Below are 23,025 nucleotides of genomic sequence, written 5' to 3' on the forward strand. Positions count from 1 at the left end.
CAATCTGGGATTCCGTAAACTTGATTCTTTTCATATTGCCAATTAAAATTAATAGTTTTTCTAATAGCCTCGCTGCGCTCGGTCTAGAATTCTACTTTTAAATGGTCTGAATTTTGGGAAGTGCACAGATCAGGCAAGGGCTACTTTGGCCCTGCAGCAGATCCAGCAACTTTATCAGATCGAACGCACCTGCAAAGAAAACCGGTACAGCTATGAGCAGATCAGGGAAATTCGCCAGCAAAAGGCATTACCGATACTCAATACATTCAGGGAATGGCTGGTCCAGAATTATAGTGAGGTACTCCCATCCAGCGTGATCGGGAAGGCGATTGCTTATACCCTAAATCTTTGGGATAAGCTTACTGTATATCTACAGGATGGAAAACTTCATATAGATAACAATGGGGTTGAAAATGCCGTACGGCCATCTGCAATCGGAAAAAAGAACTATCTTTTTGCGGGATCTCACGAAGGGGCCAAAAGAGCAGCAATGTTGTATACGTTCATGGGAAGCTGTAAAATGAACAACATAAACCCTCAGGAATGGCTTACTGATATCCTGGAAAGAATACCATCACACAAAGCAAATAAGCTTAAAGAACTTATGCCAAATAATTGGACTAAACCAACTGCCTAAAATATCTGCCAAAAAAAAGATGGGTTGGTCGTATGCTTACACTCTTAACTCTTAGGTAAGAACCATCCTGAATCCAACGAGAAGATGGACTTGTTCCATTACCCTCATTAAATCTTGGTTGAGGAATCATGGTAACTCTGTTCGTTGGTGTCCAATAATTCATTTGATCAACTGTTTGGTTGTCAAAATAATCTCCATTGGCCGATTGAAAAACACCTGCCATATTGTAAATGTCATTTCCAGAAACAAATTGGGTCTGTACATCTAAATCGAAGTTTTTGTACGAGAAGTGATTTCCTAAACCACCAAAAAACTTAGGATTTGGATCACCTAGCTTTTGATTTTGAGCAAGACTATAATCGCTAGTTGTAGCGGTTCTTGATGCATCAACATAATAAATTGCATCTCCGTTCGATGGATCTACGCCTGCATAAGCTTTTCCATAAAAATAACCTAATGGTTCTCCAACAGCAACTCTACCTAAAAATCTACCGCCTGTAAAAATTGGTTGGTCATTGACTAAACGTAGAACTTTGTTTCTGTTTAATGAAATGTTAAATGAGGTACTCCATTTAAATTCTCCGATGAAATTTCTCGTATTTAGAGAGAATTCAAAACCTTGATTTTGCATATCACCAATGTTTTGTGTTATCGATGAAAAACCATTAGTAGCTGCAATTGGAGCATTTAACAATAAGTCGGTTGTTTTCTTTTTATAGTATTCAACTGTTGATGAAATTCTATCATTAAAGAAACCGAAATCTAAACCGATGTTAAAGTTATTCGTTGTTTCCCAGGTTAAATTGGGGTCGCCAAGTTGAAACGGACGTGTACCACCAACTCCAGCATAATTAACTCCTCTGTATAAATTTCTTGAAGCAAAATCACCGATTTCGGCATTACCAGTTAAACCATAACTCGCTCTAAGTTTTAATTGACTTATCGTTTTACTATCTTTTAAAAAACTTTCCTCATTAATAATCCATCCGGCAGAAACAGCAGGGAACGTTCCGTATCTATTGTTTATCCCAAATCTCGATGAACCATCTGTTCTAATTGATGCACTTAATAAATATTTATCTTGAAATTTATAGTTTATTCTAGCTAAGTATGAAACAAAAGTGTGTCTAGTTTCAGAAGAACTACCAGCTGAAATAACAGCAGCACTTGCAATTTTTGTAAAGCTATCTGATGGTAGTGTTGTGCCTTCAACTGAAGAAAATCTGAATTTAGTATCCTGGAAAGCAAATCCAGCCAACACATTTAAACTATGTTTATCGTTGAAAGTTTTTGTGTAATTTAAGGTATTATTAGTGTTAAAATTTATAGATTTAGCCATGTAATCAGATGAATATCCACCTGTGCTACCACCATCCTGAGTTTTTGAACCTAAGAATTGTTCTTCCTCTAAATTGTTAAAATCAAAGCCATATTCACTTCTGAAAATCAAATCAGGCGTAATTTTTAAGCTTGCAAATGCATTCGCAAATGTTCTGTACGTAGTAGATAAATTTTTGCCATTTGCAACATCAATTAATCCATTATAATAAACAGTTGAACGATTTAATTCTCCAAATTCATCATAAACTGGCTGAATAGGAGGTAATGCGTTCAGTTGCAGTGGATTTGAAAATGCATTATCTGTTGAAATACGATAGTTGTCCACTTTAGAGATGTTTATCGAACCACCAACATCTAAAATTTTTGAAACGGTATGGTCTAAACTCAATCTTCCACCAGTACGAACATATCTGTTACCGATAATAATACCATCATTATTATTGTAATTACCTGATATCATAAATCTCGTTTTCTCATTTCCACCATTAATGTTTAAGCTATACTGTTGTATGTGACCTCTTTTAAATGCCTGATCAACCCAATTTGTATTATTGTTACTCGTCCAATCTGTTGTTCCCGTATAATCTTCCCACATTTCAGCAGCATTTGCATAGTCGCCCCCATCATAATTGTTGTATTTAAATGCTTCATTCAGTAACTGACGATATTGATCTGCATTTAAAAATTCACCTTTTTTGGTTGGGTCGCTAAAGCCTGCATAATATCCAAAATCGATATTGGTTCTTCCTTGCTTACCTTTTTTCGTGCTAATTAATACAACACCGTTTGATGCACGTGCACCATAAATTGCCGCTGCTGCAGCATCTTTTAAAACTTCCATCGATTCGATATCATCTGGGCTAATTGCAGCCAGAGGATTATCAGCCTCTGTATAAGTACCCAATGCTTCAGTTACAATTGGCACACCATCTATTACAAATAATGGTTGATTACTTGCAGAAATTGAAGAAATACCTCTAACGCGTATTTGTAAAGCCTGACCCAATTTACCACTACTCTAATTAATGAAAACCCCAGGAGCTTTACCTTGTAGCGCACTTTCAACAGTCGCCAAAGGTCTATCTTTCATCTCGGCCGCGGTTACACGTGCCTGAGATCCTAATAAATCACGCTTACTTTGCGTTCCATAACCAACCACAACAACATCGCTTAATGTTGTGTTATCCACCTCCAGATTTGCATTAACAGTGTTACCTCTTATTGCAACATCTTTTGATTTATAACCAACAAATGTAAAAGTTAGTGTATTTGCATTTTGCGGAACAGTTAATCTGTATTCGCCTGATGCATTTGTTTGCGTACCGTTTGCCGGCGTTCCTTTCACATACACGCTTACTCCAGGGAGCGGTTCGCCTGTACCCGAAGTTACCTTTCCGCTAATTGGTTTGTCTTGTGCAAAAACAGATGTAATTACGCAAAAAGATAAAAAGAAACTTAAGAGTAGTTTTTTCATCAAATAGGTCGTTTTAAGTTTATAATAGTTTGTTAAATAGGGATTAACAAAGCTAATGTAACAAAAATATTAGATTATTCATTCTTAAAACGATTAAAACTTTTTGTTTAATAGCCTTCTTAGATGAATTTTTAAACAAAGATTCGTTTTGTTGGTTATAATAATGAATGCATTATTTAATAACCTATAAATATTTAAAGAAATGGATAAGTTAGAATTAAAAGGAAAGTGGAACGAGATAAAAGGCAAAGTAAAACAAGCTTATGCCGAATTAACAGATGATGATTTGAAGCATGAAGAAGGGCAAGATGATGAATTGTTAGGTAAGCTTCAACAAAAAACCGGCAAAGGAAGAGACGAACTTGTAAAGTGGATTAATTCTTTGTAGAATTAAGCTCAAATTTATTAAGCAGGCAACTAAAATTAGTTGCCTGTTTTTGTTTAGTGTTATGAGTAGTTAATATTTTCTTTAAATTTATTGCGCATCCTTTAAAATTTCTCCAACAATAAATTTTAGCTTTTATGAGTAAGGTGTGGCGTAGGCTCTTTATAATTTTCTTTTTTAGTGCATGCTCCTTTATTTATGTTAATGGTAATCCACCAGGCATACCTTTTTATTATCAGCAATTAGATAATCGTAATGGATTATCTAACAGTTCTATTAACAGTATTTTTGAAGATAAAGACCAACTAATATGGATCGGTACCTGGGATGGTTTGAACAGATACGATGGAACAAAGTTTACTGTTTATAACCATAACATCGGCAGGGCCGAGAATAGCATTGGCAGTAATGTTATTCAGTCTATTAATGAAGATAACCAAAAAAATATCTGGATAAACACCATAGGAGGTATTTCTCGCTACAACAAACTTAATGGCAAATTTTACAGATACTTTTACAAGAATACGGTTAACCAAAAGGTTAGAGAAAATGAATATCAGTTAATTATTAATCATCAAGGTGCTGTTTTTTGTTATGCTGCTAATGGTGATTTAAGCCTGTACAACGCTAATACTGATAAGTTCGAACTTTATCACCATTTTTCTTCTGGTGATGGTATTGTTAAAATGGCTTTCGCTAATCAAAAATTATACTATATCAATAAAAAAGGCGAACTAATTGTTGGCAAATTAAATTCTGATAGGCTCAGTATTACACAAAAGTACAGTTCAAAAGGTGGTATTAATAATTTTTTTCTTGTCGATAATCAACTTATTTATTCAACTAATAAAGACGAACATTTTTTGGTTAGAGGTGATGGTGTTAAACATCAATTAAACATCGCACCTAAAAAAATCAAGGCAATAGCAAGTTATCAAAATAATTACGTTGTGGCTTGGGAGAACCAGGGTTTATCCATTTATGATAAAGAATTTAAAACATCCACTTTTCTTAAGAAAGAGTCTAATCAATTAGAAAACCTAAAAATTACGGCAATAAAAGTTAGTCAGGGCAAAACTTTATGGCTTGGTACCGATGGAAATGGATTGATTCAAATTTATCCAAAAGAAAATTTATTTGGCATAGTTAGTAAGTTAAATGACAACGCTGTAAATAAACCTATCAGAGCTTTTGAAGAGATAAATGGCGATTTGTGGGTAGGAACGAAAGGTAATGGTGTATTAATTTTTAAAGATTTTTGGGACAACAGAAAGGATCTTGTTTCAAAAAAAATTGACGTAAATAATGGTCTAGAAAATAATTCTGTTTTTGCAATTAAGCGTGGTGCCGATAAGCTTATATATATGGGAACTGATGGTGTAGGCGTATCCGTTTATGACGAACAATTGAAAACCATACTTAGATGGAAAGACATAAAAGGTTCATCTAAACTTCCTGATTTTAAATCGGTTTACACGATAATTCAAGATAAAGATAGTTCGGTATGGATAGGTACAAGTGGTTATGGTTTAATTCATCTAAAGCTGCAAAGAAATATTGATGGAGCTCTTTCAGTTTCTAAATTCAAGCAGTATGCCTCGTCTGGAGTAGAGAAAAATGGCCCTGTAAATGATATTATTTATGCCCTTGCAGAAGGCAAAAACAACCAGCTTTGGATAGCCTGCAGATATGGTGGTTTAAGTGTACTTGATAAAAAAACTGGTCTTTTTAAAACTTACAAAGCCCTTGGTTATGAAGGAAGTTTATCGCATAGCGATGTATTATCTTTATTTTATGACAGCAAAAATACTTTATGGATTGGTACCAGTTACGGCTTAAATTACTTAAGCCAATCAGAATCGGCAAGGGAAAAGCCCAAATTTGTAAAAATAACCACCGAAACGGGTTTACCCAATAATACAATACATGCCATTCAGGAAGATAATGTTGGCAACATTTGGTTAAGCACAAGTAAAGGATTGGCTAAATTAAATCCGCTAAACAAAAGCATTGCTAATTATCAGCATAGCGATGGTTTACAAAGCAACGAATTTAGTGATGGAGCAGTTTTTAAATCGAATACAGGGAATTTGTTATTTGGAGGCATTTATGGTTTCAATTACTTTATTCCACGAAATATTGTAGAAAATAAAAAGCAGCCAAATCTAGTAATTTCAGATTTGCAGATGGGCGGCGTTAAATTCGAGAACAATCAATATGTTATTATTAAAGCCAAAGCTGAAAGCCCTAAAACATTCACATTAGATAGAAAGAATAATTTCTTTCAGTTTTCATTTAATGCGCTAAACTACTTTAATGCATCAAAAAATGAATTTGCTTATAAACTTGAAGGGCTAGACCAAACCTGGCGATATACGGGTACAAACGGAGAAATAGCTTATTATAATATTCCGGCAGGTAATTATAAGTTAATGGTGCGTTGGAGTAATGGTGAAGGCATTTGGACACAAGATATTATCGCCTTAAACATTGAAGTGAAACAATATTTTTGGCTTACACTTCCGGCGTATGCAGCTTATTTATTGCTTTTAATTATTGGTGGTTATGCCTTTCATCTTTACAGAAAAAATAAATTAGAGATGAAATTTAAACTGGAGAGAGCATCCTTATTCAGGCAAAAGGATGAGGAAATTCATCGCCAAAGGATTAACTTTTTTACAAATATTGCCCATGAAATACAAACGCCCTTAACCTTAATAATGGGTTCGGTAGAGCATGTTATGCAAAAACAAAATGAAGTAGAGAAACCTAAGGATAAAAACTTCTTTTTGTCGCTCGTTCATCAGCACACAGCAAGGCTTACGTATTTGGTGCAGCAATTATTAGAATTTAGAAGGGCAGAAGCTGGCTATCTGAAAAGTAACGAAGATTATTTTGACATCACAAAATTATTAAACGGTTTATCGCAATTGTTTATTCCAATCGCTGAAAAAAATAAGCAAGAATTTACCAGAGAAATTCAACAATCAATTGCAGGTTTTATTGATAAAGATAAATTTGAGAAAGTGCTTTTTAACCTGCTATCTAATGCCTTTAAACATGCAGGTATAAATGAAACCATAAAATTTAATGCTAACTATGATGAAAAAGCAAATGAGCTGGAAATAACTGTGGCAAATTCTGGCTGTAAACTTAAAGAAAGCGATTTGCAAAGTATTTTTGAGGAATTTAAAGTTGGCGAAGAGGCGCAGTTTGAGAAGTTTAATTCTGGTATTGGTTTGGCTTTTACTAAAGAGCTAATTTCTATAATGGATGGTAGTATTGATGTCTCTTTAAAACAAAATTGGATTACATTTAGCTTCAAACTGAAGTTAAAGCAGGTTATTGGTGGAAAGGAAAATGAAGTTGTGGCATCGGCTCCATCCTATCTTTTCGAATCTATTTTAAAACCTTATGGCGATGAAATTACATCAACAGTAGAACAAAATAATAAAGCAGCATTAATTGACAATTTGAAGCAAAAAGCTGAACATACCGTTTTGGTTGTGGAAGACGATACGGCCTTGAGGTTTCTGATAAAAAACATTTTAAGCGAACATTACATCGTTTACGAAGCCGAAAATGGATTAAAGGCATTAGAGTTTCTTAAAAAAAATACACCCGACTTAATAGTAAGTGATGTTATGATGCCAGAAATGGACGGTTTAGAACTTTGTAAGTTTGTGAAAACCGCACCTGCAACCTGCCACATTCCATTTATAATACTATCTGCCAAAGGCACTGAAGAACATAAAACTGAAGGTTATGAAACAGGCGCTGATGCCTATATTCCGAAACCATTTCATGTTAATTATTTACAGATGCGGGTTCGCAAATTATTAGATTACCGTGAGCGCATGAACAATTTGATTAAAGATGGCAACATCAATAATCAGTTTGTAGATGTTGATTTAGAGCAAAGCGATAAGGAGTTTTTAAATGCACTTGTTAAAGCTGTTGAAGATAACCTGGCAGAATCTGATTTGGATGCTGCAAAACTTGAAGCTGCTTTGTGCATTAGTAAAATGCAACTTTACCGCAAGCTGAAAACCTTAGCCGGGATGACACCATCTGAATTTATAAAAAGAATACGCCTGAAACATGCTGCGGTATTGCTCCAAAATTCATCGCTAAACGTATCCGAAATATTTTATAAAACGGGTTTCAATAATAAATCTTATTTCTTTAGAGAGTTTAAAAAGATATACCATTTTGCTCCTAATGATTATCGCCAAAAACAGCACGAAGGAATTTTAGATAAAGAAGCATTATAAGCAAAAAAGGCCTTTTTTACGCTTGTTTGCAACAATAGTGAACTAAAATGTTATTATAGTGTACTACTGTTGCATAGCTGCTGAGCTATATTTGTGTACTAATCAAATATAAATCAGATGAAAAAAAACAGACGTATTTATGCATTGTTGGCTTTCTTGTTTTTAGTTGTAACGGGTTTTTCAAGCTATGCTCAAACTAAAGTAACAGGAAAAGTTACCGATGAATCTAATCAGCCTTTACCGGGTGTTGTAGTGGCTCAAACCAATACTCAAAACAAAACCACAACAAACGAAGATGGTGTATATGTGCTCACGCTACAGGTGGGTGGCTCACAAACCTTAACATTTAATTACATTGGTTATAATGCTGTTACGCTAAATGCAGCCGGAGGTAATTTAAGCGTTTCGTTAAAGCCATCTGCTCAATCTTTAGATGATGTGGTGGTTGTAGGTTATACCTCTCAAAAGAAAGCTTCAATTACTGGTGCTGTTGCTACAGTTAATATGAGTGATTTGCAAAAAACCAGGATACCTGATGTTGCTCAAGCATTGCAAGGTCAAGTGGCTGGTGTTTTTGTTGCTGCAAACACAGGTGCACCCGGCGATGGTATTAAACTGAGAATTAGAGGTGAAGGAACCTTAGGCAATAATGACGTTTTATATGTTATTGATGGTGTGCCTACGCGGGATATTTCTTTTCTAAATCAAAGCGATGTAAAGTCGATGACGGTTCTGAAAGATGCTGCAGCCGGTGCAATTTACGGTTCAAGAGCTGCAAACGGCGTTGTAATTATTACCACCATAAGTGGCACAAAAGGTAAAGCAAACCTTAACATAGAGTATTTTAATGGCTTTTATCAGGCAACCAATTTGCCGAAAATGTTAAATGCCGACCAATATTTAACAATTAAAGATAGAGCCTGGCATAATACATTAGGTAATGCCGCAAACGCAGTTAGTCCGTACCAGGCAGCAAGAAGCAGAACTGATTTGGCCGATACAGACTGGCTGGGCGAATTATTCGAAACTGGTAAATCCACTAATTTGCAAGCCGCTGTTAACGGAGGTTCTGAAAATGTACAGTATTTAATTTCAACAGGTTATTTTAAACAGGATGGTATTGTGGTGCAAAATCATGATGGCTATGAGCGTTTTAACTTCAGGTCGAACGTAAATGCTAACGTAACCGACAGATTTAAAGTTGGCACAAATCTTCAGTTAAGTTTTGCTAAGCAAGATAAATTATCATCAAGTGGTGATGTTCCCGGCGTAATTCGTCATGCACTATTGCGTCCGCCGGTTTTAGGTGTTTATAAAAACGTAAACGATCCAACCTACTCTGCGGCTAATCCTTTTACTGATTTGCCTTTTTATACGGGTAATAATAACGGTTGGGATAAGAATTTTGAGTTCAGCTCTAATCCAATTGCCATTGTAAATTTTACAAATGATAAAAGAAAAACGTTTCAAACATTTGGAAACCTTTACGGTGAATATGCCTTTTTAAGTGATAAATCTTTAACCTTCCGTTCAAGTGTAGGTGTTGATATCAGTTTTTCTCACAATAAAAATTTCGCTCAAAATTATGGTGATGATAATGATAATAACCCTGATGAACTTTATCCTGGTAAGGGCAGAAATAATAAGCCGAACAATTTGGATGAAAACAGGGGAGAAGTAATGAATTTTACCTTTACCAACACCTTAAATTATGTAAAAACCTTTGCCGAAAAACATAGTGTAAACTTTTTACTTGGTGCCGAAAGTATTTCAAGTAAATCATCGGCAATTGGTGGCAGCAGGCAAAACTTCAATAAAAGTACATCAGGATTTCAATATTTAGATTATGGAAGCCTAAGCAATATCTATAATTCAGGTTCTGCAAGCCAGTTTAGCCTGGTTTCATTTTTCAGTAGTGCTTCTTATAACTATGATGGAAAATATTTTGCAACGGCAACCTTAAGGGCAGATGGTTCATCTCGCTTTGGTCCTAGTAATAAATGGGGCTATTTTCCATCAGTTTCTGCCGGCTGGATGCTTTCTCAGGAAAATTTCTTAAAAGATGTTCAATGGATTTCAGAATTTAAACTGAGAGGAAGTTGGGGGCAAGCTGGTAACCAGGAAATCCCTAATAACACCTATCAAACTTTAGTTTCAGAATCGGGTGGTATTGTAAACGTTGTACGTTATGGTAACCCAGATGTAAAATGGGAAACTACAACACAAACCAACTTTGGAATTGATTTCGGTATCTTAAAGAACAAGCTATCTTTCACAGCTGATTATTTCAACAAAAAAACAGATGATATTCTGTTAACCGTGGGTTTGCCGGCAGTATCGGTTGGAGTAATTGATAGAACCTATGTAAATGCAGGTGAGGTTACAAATAAAGGTTTTGAGTTTGGTTTAAACTTCCAAAACCGCGACAAAGCTTTTAAATACAATATCAATGCAAATGTTGCAACTTTAACTAATCGCGTAAATAAATTGCAAGAGTTTGTTAAAAATATTATCGACGACCAAACGCATACAAAAACTGAAGTTGGCCAGCCAATTAGCTCATATTTTGGTTTAGCCTTTGATGGAATTTACCAAACACCGGCAGAAGTAAGTAGTCATTTATTTTCGAATGCAAATGGCGCCTTACCAGGCGATATTAAATTTAAAGATTTAAATGGCGATGGACAAATCAATGCTGATGACAGAACATTTATTGGCAACCCAATACCAAAAGTTACTTACGGATTTGCCTTTTCTTCGTCATTTAAAAAATTCGATTTTTCATTCTTGCTTCAAGGTGTTCAGGGTGTAGATCGTTATAACGACTTAAAGCAGATTATAAACTTTGATAGCAGACCTTTTAACTCCATGACTTCGGTTTTAGATAGCTGGAATGGTCCGGGAACAAGTAATACTTTGCCTCGTGTAACCTTTAACAATAATGGTGGTGGTAATGTATCAAGTGTTTTTGTTGAAGATGCTTCATATTTAAGACTAAAAAATATAGAAATAGGCTACACTTTTGATATTAAAAACATTGGTGTTAAAAATGTTCGCTTATATGCATCTGGTCAGAATTTGTTCACCATTACCGATTATACAGGTTTAGATCCAGAGTCGACCTCGTTAATAGACAAAGGAACTTATCCTCAATCAAAAGCATTTATCCTTGGTTTAAAAATTAATTTGTAAACCTTTTATTAAAAATATCATGAAAAAAATATTATATATAAGTGCAGTAATAGGTTTAGCTACATTTACAAGCTGTAAAAAACAACTTACTACAGAAGCTGTGGGCTTAACTACTCTAGAGCAGGTTAATGCTACGCCAACTTTGGGTACAGTAGAAAACTCTGTAAATTCATCATATCAACTGTTATCAAACCGATTAAACATTTTAGCGCAATGGGATTGGGCAAACGGTTTGGTTTTTCAAAACGATTTGGTATTACAGGATATCGCATCAGATGATTTGGAGAAAAAATGGAATCCAGATGGCGACCAACCCTGGATGGATGACATAAACAATTTTACATTTACGTCTACAAATGGTGGTCCGAATGGTTTATGGAAATATGATTATGAAGGCATTAAGCGCCTTAATATCGCAATTGAATTGTTAACTAAACCCGATATCGAGGCAATTACAGGTATAACGGCAGCCCGGAAAAATCAATTATTAGGGGAAGCTTATTTCTTACGTTCATATTATTATTTTTCGCTGGTTACAAATTTTGGCGATGTACCATTAATTCTAAAACCTGTAAGCACTTATCAAGAGGCTTTTGAAGTAGCTGTTAAAGCCGATAAAAATGCGGTATGGGATAAGATTAAATCAGATTTAACGCTGGCGAAAGGTTTGTTGCCAAATGCCAAATACAGTTCTGCAACCGAAAGGTGGAGAGCAAATAAAGGTTCGGCAATAGCTTTGCTGGCTAAAAGTGCCTTGTATACAGAAAAATGGGCTGATGTTGTGACAAATGTAAACGAGCTTCAAGCCTTGGGTTTTTATAGTTTGAATGCCAATTATTTTGACAGTTTTAACCAAACGAAAGAATTTGCAGAGAACGAAGTTATTTTTTGTTATGACCATCAAAGTAACCAGAATCCTTTAAAAGGAAATGGTATTTGTGCGCCTTTAGGTTGGGGTTTCTTTGCGCCAAGTACTGATTTCTTAAATGCTTTTGAAGCAAATGATCCAAGAAAACTTTATACGGTTGATGCTCCAAATCAAAATGTAAATAAGTTATTAGGTAGTACAAATGGCTCAAATAAAGGCAATGATGATGCGGCAAATAATAAAATTTACATCCGCTACGCTGATGTTTTATTATGGAAAGCTGAGGCACAAAATGAATTAGGGCAATATGCCGATGCAGTATCAATCATCAATCAGATTAGAACCAGAGCTAGAACAAGCGCCAGCGCAGCGGGAGTGCTGCCTCCAGCGGGTACTTTATCAAATCGTTCTACATCAACCAATAAAGAAGAAATTAAAAACTGGTTGATTTCTGAGCGCAGGGTAGAACTTGGTTTCGAATCGCAACGAATGTTAGATTTAAAACGCTGGAAAATCGCTAAAACTGTTATGACATCCAAAGGCAAAAATTTTCAGGATAAACATTATCTATACCCAATTCCACAAGGAGAAGTTGATGCTTCTGCAGGAACATTAAAACAAAATCCTGGTTATTAATAGAAACTGGCAGTAATTAAATTTACTGCCAGTTAACTTATAAATTGTTCTAATAGCCATTTCGGCTAAAATTTATCCAAAACATATATGACAGATGCTGCTGAGAGATTTTCTCAAAACCCAATATTATCTCCAAAAGATTTAACTCCAAGCGTAGAAGGGTTAGAAATTGCATGTTTATTAAATCCGGGTGTATTTACTTTTCAAAACAAAACCTGGTTATTAATTAGAGTTGCCGAAAGACCCAAGCAAAAACCCGGTGTAATTTCATTTCCGGTTTTAAAAGAAGGTGGAATCGAAATTATAGAAATTTTGGAAAGCGACCCTGAATTAATTGCTACAGACCCTCGGGTTATCAATTATAAAGGTGCCGATTATTTAACAACTTTATCGCATTTAAGATTGGTTTGCAGTGATGATGGCATAAATTTTTATCAACCTGAAGGTTATCCACTGTTACATGGCGAAGGTGCTGCTGAATCTTTCGGTATAGAAGATTGTAGAGTAGCAGAAATCGAAGGGACTTATTACCTCACCTTTACTTCAGTTTCTGAAAATGGTGTTGGTGTGGGTATGCGTAGTACTAAAGATTGGAAAACATTTGAGAAGCATGGCATGATTATCCCACCACACAATAAAGACTGCGCCATTTTTGAACAGAAAATTAACGGTAAATTTTATGCTTTACATCGCCCAAGCAGTGTAGATTTAGGCGGTAATTACATTTGGATTGCCGAATCGCCAGATGGTATTCATTGGGGGAATCATAAATGCATCATCAAAACCCGAAAACACCATTGGGATAGTAAACGTGTTGGTGCAGGCGCTGCGCCAATAAAAACCGACAAAGGTTGGTTGGAAATTTATCATGGGGCAAATGCCGAACATCAGTATTGTTTAGGTGCATTTTTAATGGATTTGAATGATCCTTCAAAAGTAATCGCCCAAACTGAAGAGCCAATTATGAAGCCGATTGCTGAGTATGAATTATCTGGCTTTTTTGGTCAGGTGGTTTTTACAAATGGCCACACTGTTAACGGCGATGAATTAACCATTTACTATGGCGCAGCCGATGAATTTGTTTGTGGTGCGAAATTCTCTATTCAAAACATTTTAGCTCAATTAAAATCATGCGATCAGAAATAGCTCATTTTAAAAGTCAATCCTATAATTTTAAGGTACTAACTCTAACCAATTTAATTTATAGCATTGTATTACCTGTTATAGATATTTTTGTAGCAGCCTATGTAATGCGTAGTTCAAATGATCCGGTAAAAGTGGTTGTTTATCAATTAACCATTTACACAGGTATTCCAATTACGTTTTTAATAAACGGTTACTTATTACGTACTTTTTCTATCAAAACTTTATATTCTTTAGGGATGATGCTAAGTGGAATTTCTATGATGGTTATGATGTCTTTAACTACCTTAGATACCGTTGGAATTGGTGTTGCCGGACTAATTATGGGCATGTCTTTCGGGTTTTATTGGGCAAATAGGGATTTTTTAGCTTTGGCCATGACCAATGATGAGAATAGAAATTACTATTATGGCTTAGAAACATTCTTCTACACCATTATTGCAATCATAATACCTTTTTCTATTGGCGCATTCATAGAGTATCAATCTGCAATAAGTGGTAACGCACAATTAGCCTATCGCATTGTTACAGGCTTTGTGGTATTTATTACAATTTTGGCTTCGATAATGTGTTTCAGAGGTAATTTTACAAATCCAACTGAAAAGAAATTTGTCTATTTTAAGTTTGACCCTTATTGGTACAAGTTGTTAAGATTAGCCAGTTTAAAAGGTTTGGTACAAGGATTTTTAGTAACCGCACCTGCAATGTTAATTATGTTATTAGTGGGTAAAGAAGGTGCCTTGGGCACAGCTCAATCTGTGGGCGCCATTATTGCCGCATTTGTAATGTATATAATTGGTCGAAAAACTGCCCCAAAACACCGGGTTTATGTATTTGGAGCCGGATTGTTATTGTTTGCTATTGCAGCAATCATTAACGGTATTTTATACAACAGCACAGGAGTTATCATATTTATGCTTTTACTTTTGCTGGCAAAACCTTTGTTAGATATTGCTTATTACCCTATTCAATACAGTGTAATTGATATTTTAACCAAGAAAGAAAAACGCAGCGAATTTGCCTACATATTAAATCACGAAGCTGGATTGTATATTGGCCGTTTGGTTGGCGCCGGAACATTTTTAGTATTGGCTTATAGTTTTTCTGTAGAAATTGCCCTTCGTTATGCCATTGTAATTGTTGCTGTTTTGCAACTGGCCTCGTTTTGGGTAGCCAAGGATATCATTAAGCAGGGCAAAATAGAAAATATAGATGACGCTCCAATTTTGAGTAACGAAGAGCCAACGCTTGTTGCTCCTATCACTAACTAGTAAAGAATTTTTTTATGAGGATTACAAAAATACTTTTAGCTCTATTAATATTAGCTGTTTCGAATATTGTTTATGCCCAGGTTAAGCAGGTATCGCTAAATCGGGTTGATGAAATGGCCGATGTTCCACAGCCTTTAAAAATTATTGACTGGAGGCTGATGGCGCAAAATTTTGATAAAACCATTTATGATTTTAACGCTAAGGGCGAATATTGGCCAGTGGTTTGGATGGATAGTACCAACAAAAATTTTGAACAGCCGGTTATGGGTATTTACACTGCCGTAGGCGATGTTCGCCAGGGTAAGCAGAATAATAAAGGCATGTTTCATGAAGCTTTGGCTAATATGGGAGCGGTAATGGGCGCCACTTTAATCGGAATAGATAAAAGCAAGCAGAACAATATCAATTATGTTGCCATGCTGAAAAACTATTTTAATCGTGATACCAAATGGAATATTATGATGAACAATACTGCTCCCGAGGTTGCACTTTTAGGAGGAGGTTATGGCAGAGACTGGTGGTATGATGTTTATCCGAATGTTTTATTTTATGCCATTTGCGAGCAATATCCAAAGCAAAAGGATTTTGATTGGATTGCAAAAAGTATAGCAGAAAAATTTTTTAAGGCCGATTCAATTTTAAAGGGAGATTATAATTATTCGTATTTTGATTATGCCCAAATGAAGCCGATGAAAAACCAGATTTGCGCACAGCAAGATGCAGCTGCCGGGCATGCATGGGTTCTATATTCTGCTTATAAAAAATTTGGCGATAAACGTTATTTAAAAGGTGCCATAAGCGCTATGACGGCTCTTGAAAGTAATAAAATAAATCCTACTTACGAATTGTTAATGCCTTTTGGAGCTTATTTAGCTGCAAGAATGAATGTAGAGCAAGGAACAAAATTTGATGTTCAAAAATTAATGAACTGGACATTTGACGGAACTGCAGTATGTCGAGAAGGTTGGGGTGTTTTAACCGGAAACTGGAATGGTTACGATATTTCTGGCGTTGTTGGTAGTACTGTAGACCACGGTGGTTATGGTTTTTTAATGAATACATTTGATGCCGCCTGGCCGCTGGTGCCAACAGTACGTTATAATACAGCTTACGCAAATGCAATTGGTAAATGGATGTTAAACGCGGTTAATGCTTCAAGGTTTTTTTACCCTCAATACATGCCGGCAGATAGACAAACCATACCTCAGTTTGAATCGGTTACCAAAGGAGTTATTGCTTACGAAGGTTTTGCCAAAGTTTCTACTTTTGATACACTTTACACAGATAAAAAAGGTCCGGTTGCACAGGGTGATGGACCGAAATGGGTACCAGGAAAAAATCCTGAAGTATCGCAATTTAGTGTTTATGGCAGCGGGCATGTTGGTATTTTCGGCGCCATTGTGGAGAAAACCAATGTTGACGGAATTTTGAAATTGGACGTGCTTGCCACCGATTTTTATAAAAATAAAGCTTACCCATCTTATTTGATTTATAACCCTTACAAAGACGGCAAAGCGATAAACTATAAAACGAAAGGCAAAACAAAGGTTGATTTATATGATGCGGTAAGCCAAAAATTTATTGCTAAAAATGTACTGTCTTCTAATCAATTAAAGCTAAATGGTATGCGTTCTGTTTTGATTGTTGAAGTACCAACGGGTAGCAAAATTACAAAAGCGAAAAATCATTTATTGGCTAATGGTGTTGTTATCGATTATCAGAAAAAATAGCTTTAAAGCAATTTAGCTTTATGTTTTTGAAAGATGAACTTTTGTTTGTAAACCCGACAGCAGCGGCAGCCCCGAGTTTTCACGAGGGCTATAGCGAATGGCGGGGCTGAGGTTTCCGATAGATTACTGCACACTCATTTTCTAATTATAGTTTGTAGTAAAAATCATAAAGAATATGTACAAAAAAAGCGTTCCGAAATTAATCGGAACGCTTTTTTTAGTTTAAATATTGCAAATCTAATATCCAAAAATCTGTTCTAATGTTAAGGTTGTAACCTTGCCAAATTTCTGCATATCCTCAAGTTTCACTTTTTTATCAGATGCAACAATTAAATAGCTGTAAGGCTTATTTGCTATTTTTTGGTCGTGGAAACCTTTAATATCAGTAAAGGTTATTGGTTTCAAACCTTTGTATAAATCAATTCTTGAATCGTAATCGTAGCCTAATTTTTTGTCGGCAAAATAGTAGGCAAAAATACCATCTTTAGTTATTCTTGTGGTTTCGAGCGAAGAAAGCACGTTTGATTTTGCACCATCGAACGATTTATCACTTTGTGGCAAAACATTTAATAATTCATTCATTCCGTTAACGGCATCCGTCATTTTATCGGCCTGGCTACCAACATAAGCAATCATGCTATATTGTCTGTCGGCTTTATCTGGCATTTGGTAAAGCGCATAGGTAGAATATGCCAATGCTTTCGATTCTCTGATGGTTTGGAATACGATAGAACCCATTCCGCCACCAAAATAATTGTTAAAAACCTCAATATTCGGGCGGTCAGTTTTATTGTAAACTCCAGTGTTTCTTAACCAGCGAATTTCTGATTGTACCATATCATAGTTAGCAAAATAGACTTTGTTGCTATCCTGAACGGTATAATTATAAACCTTTGCAGGTGCAGCCGGCGTAAATTCTTTAGCTAAAGGATGTTCTTTTTTAATATCGGCAGTAATTGCATTAACGTCTTTTGGTCCGTAATAAGTAATTACATGCTCATAATTAGTTAAGTTTTTCAGCAAATAAATTAAATCTTCGGCTTTCATGTTTTTAACATCATCGTTAGAAAGCACGTTATTATATGGGTTTACCGCACCATATTGTGCATAAGAAGTTAAACCAACCATTATCTGGCCTTTATTTAATTTATTATTTTCGCGATTTTTAAGAATGGTATTTTTTAAATCTGCTAAAGCTTTTTCATCAGGTTTTACATTTGCAAGAATGTGTTCAACTAGGCTTACTGCTTTATCAAAATTTTCTTGTAAGCCACTAATGTTTAGGGTTGTATTTTCGGTACCAACGTTTAAGCTGTAGGTGCAAGCAATATCATAAAAAGCCTTACTAATTTCTTCTGCAGTATATTTATCAGTTCCTAAAAACGGTAAATAGCTTGCAGCATAAGGTAATAACTTATAATTGTTAGTGCCGTGGTTAAATCTGTAAGTCATTCTGAAAATAGAATTATCGGTATTTTTAGTTGTTAAAACCTCTGCAATACCTACTTTGCCGGCAACAATATCTTTTTTATAATCTAAAAACTTTGGCTCTAATGGCTTAACCGGAGATTCGATTACGCTTTTAACAAATGGAGATGTTAAATTGCCATTTGCATTAATTGGCGTAATGGTTGGCTTTTCTACTTTAACTATGTTTTTGTCTTCACCTTTATGTTTGAAGCCGATAACATAATTATCTTTAAAGTAAGTGTTGGCAAAAGCAACTACCTGCGCTTTAGTAATTTTAGCAGTTTCTTCTATGTCTGCTAAGCTTTTATCCCATTTTGTGCCTCTGTTTAAAATAAACTCGTTTGATAGATATTCAGCTCTGCTATTATTGCTATCAAAAGCTTGTAAGAAACTAAATTTCTGGTTTGCAACTATCGCTTTAATCAAGCCATCATCAAACTTACCTTGTTTTAAAAGCTCAATTTGCTCTAACAATAATTTCGAAGCTTGCTCTAAACTCTGGCCCTGACGCGGTTGTGCAGATAAATTGAACACACCGTAATCTTTCATTTGCTGATAGCTTGCGCTGGCTCTTTGTGTTTTTTGTTGCTTGTTTAGGTTGATATCTATTAAACCTGCTTTGCCATTAAATAAAATACTTTTTATTAAATTAAGCATTAAGCTGTTTTGTGTGTTTTCGGCGTAGCCGCGATAATAAATTTCGGCCATCTCTGCACTCGGACCATAAACATCAACTTTCTGTATTTTTGTTAAAGGTTTTTCAGGAGCCGGATTGTATAAGGTTACAGGTTTGGAAACCATGTAGCTAAATGCCTTGTCCACTTTTTTAATCATTTCATCAGGGTTGAAATCACCGGTGAAAATGGCAGCCATATTATTCGGCACATAATATTTGTTGTAGTAATTTCTTATTTCAACTAACGATGGGTTTTTTAAATGCTCAATAGTACCAATTGTAGTTTGCTGACCATAGTTATGCGTAGGGAAAAGCAATTCCATCATCGCTTCATCAAGCTTGTTTGGGTCGCTATCTAAACCACGGTTTTTTTCCTCGTAAACCGCTTCAAGCTCTGTATGGAAAATACGGAAAATTGGTTTGCGGAAACGCTCACTTTGAATGGCCAAAAATTTATCAACTGCGTTTGATGGAAAATCTTCATTATAAACGGTTTCCTCGTACCAGGTATGGGCATTTGATGAGTTACCACCAATACCAGAAATCATTTTATCGTATTCATTCGCGATAGAAAAATTTGATGCTTCGCCAGAAGTTTTATCAATTTCTTTATAAATTTCTTTACGTTGAGCAAGGTCTGTAGTTTTGTTATACTTTTCGTACAGCGCATCAATTTTATCCAACAAAGGCTTTTCTTTAGCCCAGTTGTTTGTGCCAAATTTATCAGTTCCTTTAAACAAAAGGTGCTCTAAATAATGCGCTAAACCTGTTGCGTTTTTCGGGTCGGTGTTGCTACCCGCCCTAACGCTCATTCTCCATTGAATATTTGGTTCTTTATTATTTGGAGAAAGAATTACGGTTAAACCATTTTTAAGGGTGTAAAATCTCGAATTCGATGGGTCGTTGGTTACATATTTATACGTGTAACCGCCTCCAGTTGCTGTTTTCCACAGATAAGTTTGTGCTTTTACAAACGAACCTGTTACTAAAAAGCAAGCAAGCGTAAATAGTTTGAATTTCATTTATTTGATTTTGGTTTATGATAACGATTTTCGCAATTTTATTGCTCTAATGGATGATTAAAATTCTAAATCGTAGGGTTAATAAGTTACTTTACCAAATATAAATGGATTATTGTATCGAATGAAATGCTTTTGAAATAATTAAAAGAAAAGGTTAAATAACTCATCAATATAATAATCAGCTTTACTACCGCTTAAATTTATAATCTGTATTTTTACAGCATGACAAAGCAAAACACTAAACCCAATATTTTAGTTGTAAATGATGATGGCATTACCGCTTTAGGCATTAAAAACCTAATGGAAGTGATGCAGGAATTAGGAAACGTAGTTGTTGTAGCGCCTGATAGTCCGCAGAGTGGAATGGGCCACGCCATTACAATTGGCAAACCCATTCGTTTTGATAAAGTAGAACTTTACCCGGGCGTAGAAATGTACAAGTGCAGCGGTACACCGGTAGATTGTGTAAAGCTTGCCGTTAATAAAATTTTTAAGGGTAAAAAACCAGATTTGTGTGTTTCTGGAATCAATCATGGCTTAAACAATTCCATAAACGTTCTTTACTCAGGCACAATGTCTGCCGCGGTAGAAGGTGCCATCGAAAAAATTCCTTCAATTGGTTTTTCTTTAGATAATTTTGCAGCCGATGCCGATTTTAGTTTCACAAAAAAGTATATCAAAAACATTTGCGAGCAGGTTTTGGCAAATGGTTTACCCGAAGGCATATTGCTAAATGTTAATTTCCCTAAAGGTGATGGCTTAAAAGGCATTAAAATTTGCCGCCAGGCAAATGCAAAATGGATGGAAGAGTTTGATGAGCGGAAAGACCCTTACAACAGACCATATTATTGGTTAACGGGGGTTTTCGAGAATTTTGATAAAGGCGAAGATACCGATGTTTGGGCATTGGAAAACGGTTACGTTTCAGTAGTTCCGGTTCAGTTTGATTTAACTGCTCACCATGCCATACAAATGCTTAACAGCTGGAATTTTAGTGCTAAAACGCAAACAAATTCTAACGAAAAGTCGAGTAAAGTTTCTGCACCCGATGGAATTAATTTAGGCTAAATAATGAATAGTAGTTTAGCAAAAATTAAAAATTCTGTTTGGATAGGGTTAGGAATTGGCTTGCTTTCTCCGGCGATATTGTGCGCATTTGCCTGGTTTATCATTAACCATGTTGCATATTTAAGCAAGGCCGATTTATTGTACATCGGCGCAATTGCCTTTAACGCATATTTAATGCAATATTTTTTTAAGTATAATAAAGAAAACATTGGCAGAGGCATACTTGCAGCAACTTTTGTATGTGCATTTATTTTCTTTGCTTACAAAGTAGCTTAGTGAAAGATAAATAATTTGAAAATAAACGTTAGTAGTTTTTAGCTTTAAGCAGTCCCACTTTTCCTGCCCGTCCGGCAGGCGGGCGCTTTAATCTTTTTGTTTTCGTTACTGCCTTTAATAGCTGTCATCCTATGCTTGTAGAAGGACAATATCTAAGGCGCTTCTACAAGTTCCGCGTGACAGAGCAACAAAAAGTATTTCCGCTGCAATCGGGTTTAAAAACAAAAGCTTGCTCTGGCAAAATGTGAGCGCTGCATTTTTTAGGTTTGGGTTTTGTGCACAAACTGTTGTACCCAAACCCGATAGAAAAAATAGCCCGCAATCCCGATTCTTCATCGGGAGCGGCTATAAGTGATAGCGGGACTAAACTGAACGATGAAAACTGTACCAATCGTTTTCAAAAAAAGGCTTTAAAATAAAAAAAAACGCACAACTTAAAAATAAATGAAATACTACTTAGTTGCTGGAGAAGCATCGGGCGATTTACACGGAGCCAACTTAATGAAAGCTTTAAAGGCCGAAGATAAGGAAGCTGTTTTTAGGTATTTTGGCGGCGATAAAATGCAGGCAGAAGGCGGTGAATTAATAAAACATTATGCCGAAATGGCTTTTATGGGCTTTACAGAGGTTTTACTAAATCTGCAAACTATTTTTAAAAACTTAAAAAATTGTAAAAATGATATATCTGCATGGAAGCCCGATGTTTTAATCTTAATTGATTTTCCGGGCTTTAACCTTAAAATTGCTGAGTTTGCTAAAAAACAAGGCATTAAAGTTTGTTACTACATTTCGCCTAAAATTTGGGCGTGGAACCAAAAACGGGTATTAAAAATTAAACGAGATGTAGACCACATGTTCTGTATTTTGCCTTTCGAAGTAGATTTTTACAAGGAATGGGGCATGGATGTAGATTATGTTGGCAACCCGCTTTTGGATGAGAAAGCGCAGTTTAAGGCAGACCCAACCTTTAGCGCAAATTATAATTTCGGTGATGATAAAATTATTGCATTGCTGCCCGGAAGCAGAAAGCAGGAAATAGAACGTTTATTGCCAGAAATGCTAAGTGTTACCAGTCAATTTCCTAACTATGCGTTTGCCATTGCTGCAGCGCCTACTTTTACCGAAGATTATTACCAACAGTTTATCGCCGGCAAAAATGTAAAACTTATTTTTAATAATACTTATAATTTGCTGTTTCATGCGCATGCAGCCTTAGTTGCATCGGGTACGGCAACTTTAGAAACTGCTTTGTTTAAAGTGCCACAAGTTGTGGTTTATAAAGGCGGTGCCATATCAATTGCTATTGCCCGTATGCTGGTAAAAATTAAATTTATCTCTCTGGTTAATTTAATTGTTAACAAAAAGATAGTTACAGAACTTATTCAGGAAGATTGCAATACAGCAAAAATTAGTGAGGAACTGAATTTAATCATTTCGGGAGAAGGGCGTAAAACAATGCTGAATGAATATGAACAGCTGCTTAATTTAATGGGTACACCGGGCGCTTCAGAAAAAACGGCTGCATTAATTGTTAGATATTCAAAGCTTTAGTATAAAAACCA

General features: G+C 35.6%; 14 protein-coding genes. 11 read left to right on the forward strand and 3 right to left on the reverse strand.

Annotation, left to right across the window (positions count from 1 at the left end):
* Positions 1-106: 106 nt before the first annotated feature.
* Complete coding sequence (locus tag LUA86_RS15930; protein WP_255713487.1) at positions 107-637, forward strand: transposase; 531 nt, start codon at positions 107-109, stop codon at positions 635-637.
* Here the strand turns inward: LUA86_RS15930 and LUA86_RS15935 are convergent.
* Both LUA86_RS15935 and LUA86_RS15940 read right to left on the reverse strand, forming a co-directional pair.
* The gene (locus LUA86_RS15935; protein WP_231464546.1) at positions 621-2,984 is read right to left on the reverse strand and encodes a SusC/RagA family TonB-linked outer membrane protein; all 2,364 of its coding nucleotides are present in this window, start codon (positions 2,982-2,984) and stop codon (positions 621-623) included. The two genes, LUA86_RS15930 and LUA86_RS15935, sit on opposite strands and share 17 nt — an antisense overlap.
* A 12-nt stretch (positions 2,985-2,996) precedes the next feature.
* On the reverse strand, positions 2,997-3,452 hold the full coding sequence (locus LUA86_RS15940) for a carboxypeptidase-like regulatory domain-containing protein (protein ID WP_231464549.1): 456 nt from the start codon (positions 3,450-3,452) through the stop codon (positions 2,997-2,999).
* Positions 3,453-3,654: 202 nt separating this feature from the next.
* On the opposite strand from LUA86_RS15940, the gene LUA86_RS15945 reads away from it, so the two are divergent.
* The 7 genes from LUA86_RS15945 to LUA86_RS15975 all read left to right on the forward strand — a co-directional run bounded on the left by LUA86_RS15945 (position 3,655) and on the right by LUA86_RS15975 (position 16,951).
* Entirely contained in the window at positions 3,655-3,840 is a 186-nt protein-coding gene (locus tag LUA86_RS15945; RefSeq protein ID WP_109926271.1) for a CsbD family protein, read from the forward strand.
* Positions 3,841-3,974: 134 nt separating this feature from the next.
* Positions 3,975-8,111, forward strand: a complete 4,137-nt coding sequence (locus tag LUA86_RS15950) for a hybrid sensor histidine kinase/response regulator transcription factor (protein WP_231464552.1) — start codon at positions 3,975-3,977, stop codon at positions 8,109-8,111.
* A 117-nt stretch (positions 8,112-8,228) separates the two neighbouring features.
* Positions 8,229-11,303 carry a TonB-dependent receptor gene (locus tag LUA86_RS15955; RefSeq protein ID WP_231464554.1) on the forward strand — a complete coding sequence of 1,025 codons (3,075 nt, stop codon included), beginning with the start codon at positions 8,229-8,231 and terminating at the stop codon, positions 11,301-11,303.
* Positions 11,304-11,322: 19 nt separating this feature from the next.
* Positions 11,323-12,807, forward strand: a complete 1,485-nt coding sequence (locus LUA86_RS15960) for a RagB/SusD family nutrient uptake outer membrane protein (RefSeq protein WP_231464556.1) — start codon at positions 11,323-11,325, stop codon at positions 12,805-12,807.
* Between the two features lie 87 nt (positions 12,808-12,894).
* Positions 12,895-13,953, forward strand: coding sequence for a glycoside hydrolase family 130 protein (locus LUA86_RS15965; protein WP_231464559.1), 1,059 nt, complete (start codon positions 12,895-12,897; stop codon positions 13,951-13,953).
* A complete protein-coding gene (locus LUA86_RS15970; RefSeq protein ID WP_231464562.1) occupies positions 13,938-15,221 on the forward strand; it encodes an MFS transporter in 1,284 nt (427 codons plus the stop codon). The genes LUA86_RS15965 and LUA86_RS15970 overlap by 16 nt, the downstream gene beginning before the upstream one ends.
* A gap of 14 nt (positions 15,222-15,235) precedes the next feature.
* Positions 15,236-16,951, forward strand: a complete 1,716-nt coding sequence (locus LUA86_RS15975) for a hypothetical protein (protein WP_231464565.1) — start codon at positions 15,236-15,238, stop codon at positions 16,949-16,951.
* Positions 16,952-17,188: 237 nt separating this feature from the next.
* Here LUA86_RS15975 and LUA86_RS15980 read toward each other — a convergent pair whose 3' ends face one another.
* On the reverse strand, positions 17,189-20,119 hold the full coding sequence (locus tag LUA86_RS15980; RefSeq protein WP_231464568.1) for a pitrilysin family protein: 2,931 nt from the start codon (positions 20,117-20,119) through the stop codon (positions 17,189-17,191).
* Positions 20,120-20,341: 222 nt separating this feature from the next.
* Between LUA86_RS15980 and surE the strand changes: the two genes are divergently transcribed.
* From surE to lpxB, 3 genes are all read left to right on the forward strand, one after another.
* A complete protein-coding gene (surE, locus tag LUA86_RS15985) occupies positions 20,342-21,187 on the forward strand; it encodes a 5'/3'-nucleotidase SurE (protein ID WP_231464570.1) in 846 nt (281 codons plus the stop codon).
* 3 nt (positions 21,188-21,190) lie between these two features.
* Positions 21,191-21,463 (forward strand): stationary phase survival protein SurE, encoded by a 273-nt coding sequence (locus LUA86_RS15990; RefSeq protein WP_231464575.1) that lies wholly within the window; start codon positions 21,191-21,193, stop codon positions 21,461-21,463.
* 444 nt (positions 21,464-21,907) lie between these two features.
* On the forward strand, positions 21,908-23,014 hold the full coding sequence (lpxB, locus tag LUA86_RS15995; protein WP_231464578.1) for a lipid-A-disaccharide synthase: 1,107 nt from the start codon (positions 21,908-21,910) through the stop codon (positions 23,012-23,014).
* Positions 23,015-23,025 lie beyond the last annotated feature (11 nt).

It is taken from the genome of Pedobacter sp. Leaf132 (assembly GCF_920984695.1).
Lineage (GTDB): Bacteria > Bacteroidota > Bacteroidia > Sphingobacteriales > Sphingobacteriaceae > Pedobacter.